Origin of the sequence: Alkalinema pantanalense CENA528 (assembly GCF_050753345.1) — a bacterium.
Lineage (GTDB): Bacteria > Cyanobacteriota > Cyanobacteriia > Leptolyngbyales > Leptolyngbyaceae > Alkalinema > Alkalinema pantanalense.
This window is the reverse complement of the sequence record NZ_JBLZFX010000037.1, coordinates 42,445-54,383: the sequence shown is the minus strand read 5'-3', so window position 1 is coordinate 54,383 and position 11,939 is coordinate 42,445. Positions and strand designations below refer to the sequence as shown.

Here is an 11,939-nt window from a genome sequence, read left to right as displayed (position 1 = left end):
CTTCAATGAATACCTTCTCAATCAATTTATTCACAAGTTAGAGCTTGACCCGACTTCGATTAAATCACATCCCAACTACTCAACCCTCTGTGAACACGGCATCATCGCCGCTTAATTTTGTCCGGAGTATTGTTACATAAAGGCATTCCTTTATATGCTCCCAAACTTGCTTGAAGAATTGAATTAAACTCTTTTCTTATTAAGCTCTTCTTGGCCTAGCATTTTAACCCCAGCCTCTGCTTCCTATGGCACACCTCGATCGCATCCTCATCTTTCCCATCAAATCCCTCGACGGCCTTGAAGTCACCACAGCAGAAATCGCACCCGGCGGATCCCTAGTCGGCGATCGGGAATTCGTCATCAGCGATCGTTACGGCAAATGGATCAACGGCAAACGCACCACCAAAATCCACCAAATCCGCGCCACCTACGACAGTTCCCAGCGCCGCGTCACCCTCGCCGCCCCAACGCTGGAAACCACTAGTTTCCACTTCGACGACGATCAGCCCGCCCTCAATCAGTGGCTTAGCGACTTTTTTGACGAACCTGTCCACTTAGAACAAAACCTCGAAACCGGATTTCCTGACGATCCTGACTCCCCCGGCCCCACCATCATTGCCACCACCACCCTGCAAACGATCGCCGATTGGTTCCACCTGCCCCTACCAGAGGTGCGATCGCGCTTCCGCACCAACCTGGAACTCGCCACCGATCAGCCCTTCTGGGAAGACCAGCTTTACTGCGAAGCCAGCCAACCTTGCCCCTTTACGATCGGCGACATCGAATTCCACGGCATCAACCCCTGCCAGCGCTGCATCGTTCCCACCCGCGACAGCCAATCCGGCACGCCCCTCCCCCAATTCCAAAAAACCTTCATTCAAAAACGGCAGGCAACCCTACCCCCTTGGGCCACTGCCAGCCGCTTCAATCACTTCTATCGCCTCGCGGTGAATACTCGAATCCCGCGATCGCAGACCGGAAAAGTTCTACAAGTTGGGCAAACTTGCCGTCCGGTTCACCTCTGACTTACTGACCACCCGCAACCGCTGCGTCGTAATGGTCACTCCGGCATCATGGCGCGCCAGTACTGCCGAAATCCAGCGCGTTTCCGGCATCTTGGCTGCCTGACCTTGTTTAAAAAATCCCCCTGCCCGGAGCCGTTGCAGCTTCAGCCGTTGCACCGTAGGCGGCGTAGACACCGGTCGGCTCAGTTCCCGATCGCTCAACAATTCTGCAATCGAGGGAAACTCAATCTGCATTGTTTTCTGGCTCGCGAACAGCGTCGGCTGCACTGTCTCACTCACGATCGTCCCCATGAGAAAATCGTCACCCACAGGTTCCTGAACGATCGCCTCAAAATTAAACTTCTGCCCCACCTGCACCGACTCTGGCAAGTTCACTTTCACCGTCGGCGGCTTTTCCCCTAGCTTCAGCACCGTCTGTTCCGCCAGAATGTCCTGCCGCACAATCCGATCGCCCTGAAGTTGTTGCCTGGTTCGTAGCGTACTTTCGATCGTCCACTGCCGCCCATTGCGCTCCTGCTGCCCCGTCACATAGGTCATCGTTTCCACCTGCACCCCCGAGGCCACTGGCGTCGCCGACTTCACCTCTGTGCGATAGGTCAGGTTGGGATACTGTTGCCAGAGTTGCGTTAAGGACTTTTCTAAGGAACTTGCAGTTAAGCCATCGGAGTTGGAAAAATTCGGGCTATAAAACCGCATTACTGCCTTGACATCCTTACGGGTAGAGGCTGCATCCAGTTGCCCCATCAGTTCCTGCGGAGTTGCCGCGATCGCGAGATCGCCCACCCCCGAACCAATTACAACCACTGCAACGGGCAGAACAGGCAGAAATTTTGTCCACAAACGACGCATACCGGGTTTTTCCGTGCTTGAAGGGCTGAGACTAGTATAGGCGAGGGCGAGACCGATGACCGCAACGCCCCTCGCCCGATCGTGGCCATTACACCCTACATCCCCTTAAAATCTCCCTAAATCACCGCAATACAGTCAATTTCCACCAAGACATCCTTCGGCAATCGCGCCACCTCTACACAGGCCCGAGCCGGAGCCGTTGCTTCGTCAAAATACTGGCCGTAGACAGCATTCACCGCCGCAAAATCATTCATATCCTTCAAAAAAACCGTTGTCCGCACCACATCCGCAAAGGTCGCCCCCGCTGCCGCCAAGATCGCTTGCAGGTTCGCCATCACCTTTTCCGTCTGCACGGTTACATCATCACCACCGACCAGCGTTCCCGTAGCAGCATCCAGGGCAATCTGTCCCGCCACAAACACCATTTGTCCACTAGCCACGATCGCTTGGTTATAGGGGCCAACGGGCGCAGGAGCAGCTTGGGTGTGAATTACCGATCGTGACATAACCATTCTTCCAACACATCAATCGTCAGATTGTACCGCAGGGTCTCAGCCTTTGCTGACCAGAATGCAACTCGGCCTGCTAAAGGATCTGTGAAGAAACAATATCTCCGATTCATTCACCTACCCACCTACCCATCTACCCACCTACCCACCTACCCATCCACCCATCCCCTTAGGATTTGATGTATACGCTGTTCCCGAAGCTCCACCCTCAACTTCCATCACACCTGCCCCCTGGGTTGCTTAGGCCAAGTTAAGTAAAAGGTCGTGCCCTGGCCCACTTGGGATTCCACGCGAATGGTTCCAGTTTCCGATTCAATGATTTTCTTGACGATCGCCAAACCAACTCCGGTACTATCTTTCTTCTGGGAACTGTTGCTCTGGAAAATAGTAAAAATGCTGGCTTGCTCCTCCGGTGCAATCCCCGGCCCATCATCTGCCACCACAAACTCATAGAATTCCTGACGATCAATGACAGAAACCTGAATCAGGCCATCGGAGCGATCGTGGTGTTTCACAGCATTACCAATCAAGTTGGCAAACACTTGGAACAGGAGTAAACGTTTCGTCAAAATTGTCGGTAAATTTGGCGCAATCTTCACGGTAAACGTAGATGGAACTGCTAGAGAGTCCATCACTTCTAGCAACAGATCGGCAACTGCAACGGATTCGAGTTCAAAATTTACCCGTCCCACCCGTGCATAGCTGAGCAATCCACTAATCATCGCTTCCATGCGATAGACACGACTGCGTAACAGTGCCATTTGTTGCTGTGTATCTTCTTCCAGTTTTCCGTCTAAGTCGTCTTCAATCCATTCCGACAAATTCGCGATCGCCCGCAGCGGCGCTTTGAGATCGTGGGACACCACATGCACAAAACTATCTAACTCATGGTTGCGTTCTTCCAAAGTGTCTTGCACATTCTTGAGATCAGTCACATCGGTATTGGTGCCAAACCAGCGCAGAATTTTGCCATCCTCGTCCATAATTGGAATCGCCCGCGATAAAAACCAACGGTAGCTTCCATCCTGGCCCCGCAGCGGAAAGGTATCCTCCCAAACTTGCCCCGTTTCAACAATGCAGTGGCGATAGCGCTCCACCACCCGATCAATATGGTCAGGATGGTGCACTTGCTGCCAGCCCCACCCCTGCATTTGGTCTAAGTTGGTGCCTGTGTAATCAAACCAGCGGCGGTTATACCAAAATATCCAGCCGTTAGAGTCCGCCATCCAAGCCAATTGCGAAATGTTATCAGCCAGGGTGCGGAACCGCGACTCACTCTCCAAAAATGCGGCTTCTGTGCACTTCCGTTCATCAATATCCTGCACCATCCCCATCATTTGAAAGGGTTGATCCTGTTCATCAAAATAAAACCGACCAAAGGCCGCGACCCAATGCATCGACCCATCGTCCCAGACCACTCGATATTCTTCTGAAAAATCACGTTCTCCCACCCGAGCCTGCTCGATCGCGGATTCCACCCGAGCCAAGTCCTCCGGATACACTCTCCTGGCCCAGTCCTCATAACTGCGCTCTGCCGTCCCTGCCTCATACCCCCACAAGCGTTCATGATAGGGACTCCAAATAATGGTTTGAGTGCTTAAATCCCAATCCCAGGAGCCCATTTTGGCCGCATCCATAGCCAACGTTGCCCGTTGCATCGATTCTCGCACTTGGTGCATGGACTGTTCCAAATCCGCTGTCCGTTGGGCCACCTTCGCTTCCAGGGCTTGATTGAGTTGGCGTACTTGGGCTTCCGCCTGCTGACGATCGTGAATTTGCTGTTGAAGTTGCTGATTTATCTCCGATAACTGAGCGGGACTCGGCAACAACAATGCTTGGGGTATTAATTGCACTAGAGCGATCGCGGTATACAACGAAATCAAAGCAGTCATTGCTTTGAGAATCCCTAACAACCAATAGGCGGGATGCCAAAGCGTCCAAATTGCTAGCAAGTGAGTCGTACCGCAGGAAATAATAAACGCACCAAATAATAAAAAAATCCAATCAAAGGGGAGATCTTTTCGCTTTCGGACAAAATAAATTAGCGTGATCGGAATTGAATAATAGGCTAAGGCAATCATGGCATCCGATATAACGTGCAGCCCAACCAGATTGGTTTGCCAAAGATAACAATGCCCATGGGGGATAAAAGAGCCCGATGAAAAGAGCATTTCGATCAGTTCTGCCATGGCATTTCCCTAGGGTTAGTGGAGTCGTTCACGGGGTCAGGGTAGAGTACATCACCAAGGATGGGGCAACGGTGATGAAATTAAGCAACTTTCGTGATAGAAATTTAGTGCTATGCAGCGAACCTATAGGTAGCGGAACTCACACGTAGCGAAATTCATATGCGGCAGAACCAACATAGAACGGAACCCACACGTAGCGGAACGTAGCGGAACGTAGTGCGAACATGTAGCAAATATGTAGCAAATATGTAGCAAATATGCAGCAATTCTGTGGCGACCAATCTGAAATGGAGTCAGAGATGCAGCTAAACTATACAGGCTAAACTCAGGATTTTAAATTAGGGTCATGATTGTCACAATAATTGAGAAGACTCTCATCATCTTTAACAAGTCACTCACGCCTAACCTGACTTTACGATAGAGTTCTTTTGGACGCAATGCCTATTGGCCGCGATGACACCTAAACCTTCAGAATTCCAGCTTTATGCCCCCCAAATTCACCTTTTCTGGCTTCGCTAAAAATACGCTCATAACGTTAGGCTCTTCACGCAGGAGCGACGGCTCAGCGTCACGATCACCGTTGTCTGCAGCCCCCCGGTTAAGCACTTTCTCGGTCAAATGTCGGTTTAAACTTGCCTGCTCAACCTTTGATCTGACCCAGTTTGGCTTGGCAGAGACGATGGAACCTGACCCTCGTTACGGATAGTGCCTACGGACGCCTACGAGTTGTATAAGCGCTATCCTGAAGAATAATCTGTACCCGCCATTCCTGGATGTCATTATGTTTGCAACGAAGGAACAACTGATTGCCGCGATCGAGACTACGATCGATCAAGGTCATCCTTACAAATATCTCTTTTTCTGGGGGCACCATCCTGCCGCTGATGGCAGCATTACTCAATCTTGCTTTAGCCAATGGTGGGAGCAATCGCCGTTTGTTGTCAATGATGTTAACTATGTGACGGCAGAGCATTACATGATGGCAGAAAAAGCTCGTCTATTTGGAGATCAAAAAACCGCTAACTTAATCATTGCTGCTACCCATCCTAAGCAAGCCAAAGACCTCGGTCGTCAAGCAAAAGGATTCAACGACGAACTTTGGAAACAACATCGAAGCGAGATCGTCATACGAGGTAATTATCACAAATTCAGCCAGCATGCAGATTTAAAAGCGTTCCTCCTCCAGACCGGCGATCGTATCCTGGTGGAAGCAAGTCCAGTGGATGCCATTTGGGGCATTGGCCTCGATCGTCATTCCCCCGATGCATCCTATCCCGCCAAATGGCCAGGACTCAATCTGCTGGGGTTCGCGCTCATGCAAGTCCGTGAGCAACTGCGGGCATCCTAGAGGGCGTCAACGGCTCACGGTTGGGATAGTCACGAAGGATGATTACGGCTTCTGATGTCAATCGCCGCATTCAAAGCGATCGCTTACAATCAAGTGAAGCTCTGCAATTCCTGCTCAGCGGTCTACCCTGGTGCCCAATCATGGTTTCCAACACGGTTCCTAACGCGCTCAAGTGGACAACTCGTGACCTCACCATCATGCCCGATGACGGTGGCTGGGTACGCCATGAAATCATTGATGGAGAACTCTACGTGACCCGTGCTCCCCACATTCGGCATCAAGGTGTAGCTAGCCAACTCAATATCATTCTAGGAACTTGGTCAGCCACAACAGGGATGGGCCGTGTTTTCCAAGTTCCTGGCGTGATTTTTACTCCCACTGATGCCGTTATTCCGGATGTCGTGTGGATCAGTTACGAGCGTTTAACCAACGGACTAGACGATTCTGGACATATTATCGTTGCACCGGAACTAATCATCGAGATTCTCTCACCTGGGGAACAAAACCAACAACGCGATCGGGAACTGAAACTCAAACTCTACTCCCGCCATGGTGTACAGGAATATTGGATTGCGGACTGGCAACAGCAAGCGATCGCGGTCTACCGCCATCGCGAGGGAATTTTGCAACTGGAGACGACACTTTTAGCGAACGATATCCTAACCTCTCCGCTATTGCCAGGTTTTAACACGAATGTTGCTGAAATTTTCCAATAGTCATGTTGCCTAACATCCGTCGATTGCAAAAATTGTTCATTCCCCTGCTGCCGATGGTTGCATGACTCCATCCTGCTTTAGCCAATTCGCGCTGGTCGCCTCACTGAAAGCGATCGCTTACAATCAAGTGAAGCTCTGCAATTCCTGCTCAGCGGTCTACCCTGGTGCCCAATCATGGTTTCCAACACGGTTCCTAACGCGCTCAAGTGGACAACTCGTGACCTCACCATCATGCCCGATGACGGTGGCTGGGTACGCCATGAAATCATTGATGGAGAACTCTACGTGACCCGTGCTCCCCACATCCGGCATCAAGGTGCTAGCGGAAATTTTCACTTTGAGTTAGAAGCTTGGTCGCGTAAAACCCAATTGGGAAAACCCTATCAAGTCCCAGGGGTGATTTTTACTCCGACCGATGCTGTGATTCCAGATGTGGTATGGATCAGTCACGATCGCTTAGCCAACGGATTAGACGAGTCTGGACACCTCATCGTCGCCCCGGAATTGATTATCGAAATTCTCTCCCCCGGTGAACAAAATCAGCAGCGCGATCGGGAACTGAAACTCAAACTCTACTCCCGCCATGGTGTACAGGAATATTGGATTGCGGACTGGCAACAGCAAGCGATCGCGGTCTACCGCCACCGCGAGGGAATTTTGCAACTGGAGACGACACTTTTAGCGAACGATATCCTAACCTCTCCCCTATTGCCAGGTTTTAACACGAATGTTGCTGAAATTTTCCAGTAACAGTTGCCGTCGAAACTTAGGATTTCGGAAGTTTGTACTGGGCGACAATACGCTGGGCAAATTCCGGGACATGCTGTTCCAGCTTTTTAGGATAGTTCCGTTTGACAAATAGGTAGTTGCGGGTGAAGTGGGAGTCGATCGAAAACCGTGCATATTCCAAGCCCTTTGGCCCCACTTTTTCAATCACCACACCCATTAGCTTGGCTACCCACATCGGCAATGTCATCGCTTGGTCATAGGCAGAAATGCCCTGCTGGACGGCAGCTTTACGATCGCCTTTCGAAATCACAGGTTTTGTTTCAATGTGGTTTTGCACCATATCCAGCATTTCCTGGCCTGTTTCATTGCGAACCACAATCCATTGCCAACCGAATTCCCCACCCATATAGCCTACGACTAAATCTGCAAGGGCATTGGTGTAGTCAAAACAACTTAAACAGGAAGGTGCAAAGACATCTTTCAACTCCTTTGTATTTAATCCGAAGAACGGAACCAGCTCCGTCGAGCCGTCTTCGTATTTGAAATGGACATTGAAGTCCTGCATGAATTCGTAATACACCACGGTTTGCGGCGATCGGCTGGTGGTTTCCAAAAATTTCTGTAACCCAGCTCGACTAACGTTATCGGTACAAGGAGTGCCTAGGACATACAGTTTTTCCAGGCCAATCTTATCCTGAACCGCTCGCAGAGCCTGGATTTGGCAGCCCACTCCAATGACGAGTAAGCGTTTTAATCCTGATTGTTCTACCAAATCTAAAATGTTTAAATTCGGTGAGAGGGTGGGTTTATTCACCCGTGCAGCTAGGATTTCCTCAGGTGTTTTCGCAATGATGGGGACGGGGGTGAAGCGATCGTCCGCTGAGCTTTGCACACAGACCACGCCTTCCACTTTACCCTGGGTCAACATTTCGATCGCGATCGTGCTGACAATGCCTGTCCACTGTGCCCCAGGAATCGGTTCTGTTTTCCGCGCCTGCATCATCTCCTGATGCACCCCAAAGTACAACTCGCGATCGGACTCCAAATTACGACTGCGCCCATGCACCAAGGTTTCCAAGCGATCGAACTGTTGGTTCAGAAAGGCACAAGCCTCTTTGACATAGTGAATATAGGAGGTATCGCAGAGACCACACTCACTACATAAATCCTTGGCAGGGCGACGGCTATTGGGTTTGAGAGCCTTTGCTTTTTTGTGAGGTTGCGCCAGGGTCATGGGAAAACAGGGCTAAAAACAGCAGTGAAATTCACAATACATGTTTCACAATACCGTAAAACCTATCCTCACTCCATTCCCAAGCAGCGCATAAATAAAATCCCAATTGGGTAGGGGTAGGAGAGTAAAAGGGTAGGAGGGTAGGGAAATGAAGAGGGGATATTATTTCTTTGCAAATCCCTAACACAAAACTGGATTAAAACCAATCCGCTACAAATTGCCGCTCCAAAACACCCAGTCCTAGATCACTGGCAGAAAGGGCATGCACTTCAAACAAGCCAATCATATCGGTAATTTTAGGCTGACCTTTGCTGCTACCTGTCACACCTTTAGCAATTAACAGGCCACAGTAGCCCTTGGTCTTCTTGCAGCGCTGATCCCACTTTTTGCGAGCTTGGACATGCACAGGATCGTCACCCCCAAATTCTCCAAACAGGAACAACGTGTCATCTTCTGCTTGGAAGAGCCCTAGGTCGTACTTCTCCCCCATCATGGAGTCCGCACCGGGGTTGAAACCAATGCCCCGCAAGCCACCGGAGGTTTGGAGTTCTTGAATCAAAGCCTTGGCCTTAGGTTGGGAGGTTTGCACCAACACCACGGGTAACCCTTCCCCAGCCTCAGCAATCTCCGCTGTTTGATGATACTTCACCTGCGATCGCACAAGTTTTAGGGTATCCCAAGGCATCACCCCTAGACTGAGAAAAGCATTTTCCGGAATTAAATCATCGCGAATCATGGGCAGGTCAGGTTCATCCTCTGCCATCGCAAACAGTTCTTCTGCGAGGTCGGGCAAGGTGGATACCTTGACAGCAATCGTTTGCTCCGGTTCGCCTAACCCTGGAATTTTGTAGCGACTGGAGAGTTCCGGGAACTGCCCATCTTGCAATTTATTGTGATGCTGCTTAAAAAAGCGATGCAGCGCTTCCAACACCACCGCAAAAGCTTGGGCCTCTTCTTCATACAGGGACGATCGTAACCCTTCTAATGGATGCAAACTCCCAAAGACGGGTTCGTAGTCTTCTACGGGGGGAAAGACCCGCAACATAGTTGAAGGGGGAAAATCTTGCTCTCTTTGGGCTTCATAGGTGAGGAATAGGCAATCTTGACTGAGGAACGCTTCTTCCATCCGTTCCATAGAGTCATCATCCAGCACCCGCTGCCGGAAGCGTTGGAGGGAGTCCAACGATCGGTAGAGCAAAAGACCAAATTCCATACCCAGCATCCCCATGATGGAGGCATAGACGGTGCCTAAATCCCATTGGTTCAGTTCGATCGCGAGAATTTGGTGATCTGCTAGCAATGACCAAGGAGCATCGTCCCAGAGTTGCTGGGCCTTGTTCAGAAGGTCCTCGGTGAACTGGGGCGGCAGGTTGGGAGGCTTGCCGCCGATCGCTGTTTGAAAACTTTGGAAAATTTCATCGATTAGCGGCAGATCGGGAACATACTCCAAGGAAATGTCGAGTTCCTGCAAAATTCCCCGGAGATAGAATTGCATTTCCCGATCGCGCACCACAATTTTTTGAGGCCGTGCGGACTGGGCAGGACTGTGGGGATATTCGATCGCCCGCAACAGCGTCCTTACAACCGTTTCAGGGCCTGCCGTTGGCGGAACCATATCCATGGCGCGTACAATCCCTTGGGATCCATCTACCCACAGTACACAATCCCCTTCAGCATGGCTACTGCCCATGGCAGCATTGTCCGAAGATAATAAGCGACTTCCTGCCGCCCCCAGCGGACGACGATCGCCTTCCCAAACGCTGGGAATCTGCGGCAAACTGAGCAGACGGCGTTGAGTAGCATTGTTCAAAGCAGTCATAGAGTCACGAATCCCAGGGGTAAAACTGCGGCGAAAAGCGATCGATTGACCCATCAATCTAATCAGTTCAATCAATCTAATCAGTTCAATCCAATGAACTGTCGATGCAACTGTCACTCAACAGGACTCCTCTCAGAAGTCATCATCGAGAAGTCAGACAGTAGACTATATCTTACTTCTTGCCTTCTCCACTGGTGCATGCCATCCCGAGAATAGAAAGATTTCATAACAGATCTGAACAATTCATAGGCGCTTAAATCGCTGGAATTGCCAGAAATCATTCAATTTTCCAGATCTCAAGCCAGAGAATGCAAAGAGATGATGGACGATCGGCCAAACGCCTACGATAGAATGCTAGCAAGGCATTAAAACCTTGCATTCATTAAGATGTAATGCACCAAGATGTAATGCATCAGGATGTAATGCATCAAAATGTAATTTTGTGATACAAACCTGTGAGAGCCAGCGATAGGGAGTGGAATAGTCCATGACACAAGTGACACAATCCCAGAAGGGCATTCAGATGACGGAAACTGCCCTCAATCAAGTCAAAATGTTGCGAGATCAGCAGGGGAAGGATCTTTGCCTACGAGTGGGCGTGCGAGGGGGCGGTTGCTCAGGGATGTCCTACACGATGGATTTTGAAGACAGTCAAAATATTCGGCCTGATGATGAGGTCTATGACTACGAGGGCTTTAAAGTGGTCTGCGATCCAAAAAGCTTGCTCTATCTCTATGGCCTTGTACTGGATTACAGCAATGCCCTGATTGGCGGTGGCTTCCAGTTCACGAATCCCAATGCGAATCAAACCTGTGGCTGTGGCAAGTCATTCTCGGCCTAGGGCGTTGGTGACCGTCCGAGCCAAGTTCAGCCGGTAGCCCTTGTCCTGCGAATTGACTGAAATCCGCAGGGGGGCGATCGTGCCAAGATCCCGTTGATCCCCGATCCCGTCCCAAGCTAATATCTACAGGTTGACCATTGGATTGCCTGGGGAACTGGATTGGATGGGGAACCATGGTGATTGTGGTCATCGCGCCCAGAGGGTTGAATTAAAGAGGGTTGAACTGAGCTGAATTTATGACTCAAACCGTTGAAGAACTGTTCGATAGTGGCCTGGAACGATATAAAGCAGGCGAACCTGTGGAAACCCTAATTCCCGTGTTTCAAGAAGTCTGCGATCGCTCCAAAAAGACGAGTGCGGCTTGGACTTGTCTATCCTGGCTATACCTGTTAGCGGATAAGCCGGCTGCCGCCCTCACCACTGCCCAAAAAGCTGTGAAGCTCAATCCCCAGGATCCCCAAGCCCGGATCAATTTGGCTTTGGCGATGCTGGAGACTAAGAAAGCTGGTGTGCGGCCCCACGTGGAAATTGCCCAGCAAATTTGTATGGCAGTTTCAGAGTTGCAGGATGAAGTCATGCACAATATTGAAGATGGCCTCACTCGCAAGCCGGATTGGAAAAGCATGGAACGTGTCAAGCAATGGCTGATGGAATAAAGCTGGAGATGTTCTCACAACTAG

The 11,939-nt window shown here is 50.4% G+C and carries 12 protein-coding genes; 6 read left to right on the top strand and 6 right to left on the bottom strand.

Going from position 1 to position 11,939, the window contains the following annotated elements; genetic code table 11:
- Nucleotides 1-245: 245 nt before the first annotated feature.
- Nucleotides 246-1,025, top strand: coding sequence for an MOSC domain-containing protein (locus tag ACN4EG_RS13895; protein WP_431630246.1), 780 nt, complete (start codon nucleotides 246-248; stop codon nucleotides 1,023-1,025).
- On the opposite strand, the gene ACN4EG_RS13890 is transcribed toward ACN4EG_RS13895, so the two are convergent.
- The 4 genes from ACN4EG_RS13890 to ACN4EG_RS13875 all read right to left on the bottom strand — a co-directional run bounded on the left by ACN4EG_RS13890 (nucleotide 987) and on the right by ACN4EG_RS13875 (nucleotide 4,572).
- Entirely contained in the window at nucleotides 987-1,874 is an 888-nt protein-coding gene (locus tag ACN4EG_RS13890) for a nuclear transport factor 2 family protein (RefSeq protein ID WP_431630245.1), read from the bottom strand. The genes ACN4EG_RS13895 and ACN4EG_RS13890 overlap by 39 nt on opposite strands.
- 116 nt (nucleotides 1,875-1,990) lie before the next feature.
- Nucleotides 1,991-2,380 (bottom strand): RidA family protein, encoded by a 390-nt coding sequence (locus ACN4EG_RS13885; RefSeq protein WP_431630243.1) that lies wholly within the window; start codon nucleotides 2,378-2,380, stop codon nucleotides 1,991-1,993.
- Nucleotides 2,365-2,496, bottom strand: a complete 132-nt coding sequence (locus ACN4EG_RS13880; RefSeq protein ID WP_431630242.1) for a hypothetical protein — start codon at nucleotides 2,494-2,496, stop codon at nucleotides 2,365-2,367. The genes ACN4EG_RS13885 and ACN4EG_RS13880 overlap by 16 nt, the downstream gene beginning before the upstream one ends.
- A 105-nt stretch (nucleotides 2,497-2,601) precedes the next feature.
- A complete protein-coding gene (locus ACN4EG_RS13875; protein ID WP_431630240.1) occupies nucleotides 2,602-4,572 on the bottom strand; it encodes a PAS domain-containing protein in 1,971 nt (656 codons plus the stop codon).
- Between the two features lie 781 nt (nucleotides 4,573-5,353).
- Here ACN4EG_RS13875 and ACN4EG_RS13870 point away from each other — a divergent pair.
- The 3 genes from ACN4EG_RS13870 (at nucleotide 5,354) to ACN4EG_RS13860 (ending at nucleotide 7,386) form a co-directional block, all read left to right on the top strand.
- Entirely contained in the window at nucleotides 5,354-5,920 is a 567-nt protein-coding gene (locus tag ACN4EG_RS13870; RefSeq protein ID WP_431630237.1) for an NADAR family protein, read from the top strand.
- A 38-nt stretch (nucleotides 5,921-5,958) separates the two neighbouring features.
- Nucleotides 5,959-6,636: a Uma2 family endonuclease gene (locus tag ACN4EG_RS13865; protein WP_431630236.1), complete on the top strand. Its 678-nt coding sequence runs from the start codon at nucleotides 5,959-5,961 to the stop codon at nucleotides 6,634-6,636.
- Nucleotides 6,637-6,810: 174 nt separating this feature from the next.
- A complete protein-coding gene (locus ACN4EG_RS13860; RefSeq protein WP_431630235.1) occupies nucleotides 6,811-7,386 on the top strand; it encodes a Uma2 family endonuclease in 576 nt (191 codons plus the stop codon).
- Nucleotides 7,387-7,402: 16 nt separating this feature from the next.
- Here ACN4EG_RS13860 and ACN4EG_RS13855 read toward each other — a convergent pair whose 3' ends face one another.
- Nucleotides 7,403-8,599: a Coenzyme F420 hydrogenase/dehydrogenase, beta subunit C-terminal domain gene (locus ACN4EG_RS13855; RefSeq protein ID WP_431630233.1), complete on the bottom strand. Its 1,197-nt coding sequence runs from the start codon at nucleotides 8,597-8,599 to the stop codon at nucleotides 7,403-7,405.
- A gap of 196 nt (nucleotides 8,600-8,795) precedes the next feature.
- Nucleotides 8,796-10,418, bottom strand: coding sequence for a DUF6930 domain-containing protein (locus ACN4EG_RS13850; RefSeq protein WP_431630232.1), 1,623 nt, complete (start codon nucleotides 10,416-10,418; stop codon nucleotides 8,796-8,798).
- Between the two features lie 487 nt (nucleotides 10,419-10,905).
- Between ACN4EG_RS13850 and ACN4EG_RS13845 the strand changes: the two genes are divergently transcribed.
- Nucleotides 10,906-11,259, top strand: a complete 354-nt coding sequence (locus ACN4EG_RS13845) for a HesB/IscA family protein (RefSeq protein WP_431630230.1) — start codon at nucleotides 10,906-10,908, stop codon at nucleotides 11,257-11,259.
- A gap of 236 nt (nucleotides 11,260-11,495) precedes the next feature.
- A complete protein-coding gene (locus ACN4EG_RS13840; protein WP_431630228.1) occupies nucleotides 11,496-11,915 on the top strand; it encodes a tetratricopeptide repeat protein in 420 nt (139 codons plus the stop codon).
- Nucleotides 11,916-11,939 lie beyond the last annotated feature (24 nt).

What these genes read in the sequence shown, in the direction of transcription:
- ACN4EG_RS13860 (WP_431630235.1), top strand. Translation starts at nt 6,811, where the DNA reads ATGGTTTCCAACACGGTTCCTAACGCGCTCAAGTGGACAACTCGTGAC.
- ACN4EG_RS13865 (WP_431630236.1), top strand. Translation starts at nt 5,959, where the DNA reads ATGATTACGGCTTCTGATGTCAATCGCCGCATTCAAAGCGATCGCTTA.
- ACN4EG_RS13880 (WP_431630242.1), bottom strand. Translation starts at nt 2,496, where the DNA reads ATGAATCGGAGATATTGTTTCTTCACAGATCCTTTAGCAGGCCGAGTT.
- ACN4EG_RS13885 (WP_431630243.1), bottom strand. Translation starts at nt 2,380, where the DNA reads ATGTCACGATCGGTAATTCACACCCAAGCTGCTCCTGCGCCCGTTGGC.
- ACN4EG_RS13850 (WP_431630232.1), bottom strand. Translation starts at nt 10,418, where the DNA reads ATGACTGCTTTGAACAATGCTACTCAACGCCGTCTGCTCAGTTTGCCG.
- ACN4EG_RS13875 (WP_431630240.1), bottom strand. Translation starts at nt 4,572, where the DNA reads ATGGCAGAACTGATCGAAATGCTCTTTTCATCGGGCTCTTTTATCCCC.
- ACN4EG_RS13840 (WP_431630228.1), top strand. Translation starts at nt 11,496, where the DNA reads ATGACTCAAACCGTTGAAGAACTGTTCGATAGTGGCCTGGAACGATAT.
- ACN4EG_RS13870 (WP_431630237.1), top strand. Translation starts at nt 5,354, where the DNA reads ATGTTTGCAACGAAGGAACAACTGATTGCCGCGATCGAGACTACGATC.
- ACN4EG_RS13895 (WP_431630246.1), top strand. Translation starts at nt 246, where the DNA reads ATGGCACACCTCGATCGCATCCTCATCTTTCCCATCAAATCCCTCGAC.
- ACN4EG_RS13855 (WP_431630233.1), bottom strand. Translation starts at nt 8,599, where the DNA reads ATGACCCTGGCGCAACCTCACAAAAAAGCAAAGGCTCTCAAACCCAAT.
- ACN4EG_RS13890 (WP_431630245.1), bottom strand. Translation starts at nt 1,874, where the DNA reads ATGCGTCGTTTGTGGACAAAATTTCTGCCTGTTCTGCCCGTTGCAGTG.
- ACN4EG_RS13845 (WP_431630230.1), top strand. Translation starts at nt 10,906, where the DNA reads ATGACACAAGTGACACAATCCCAGAAGGGCATTCAGATGACGGAAACT.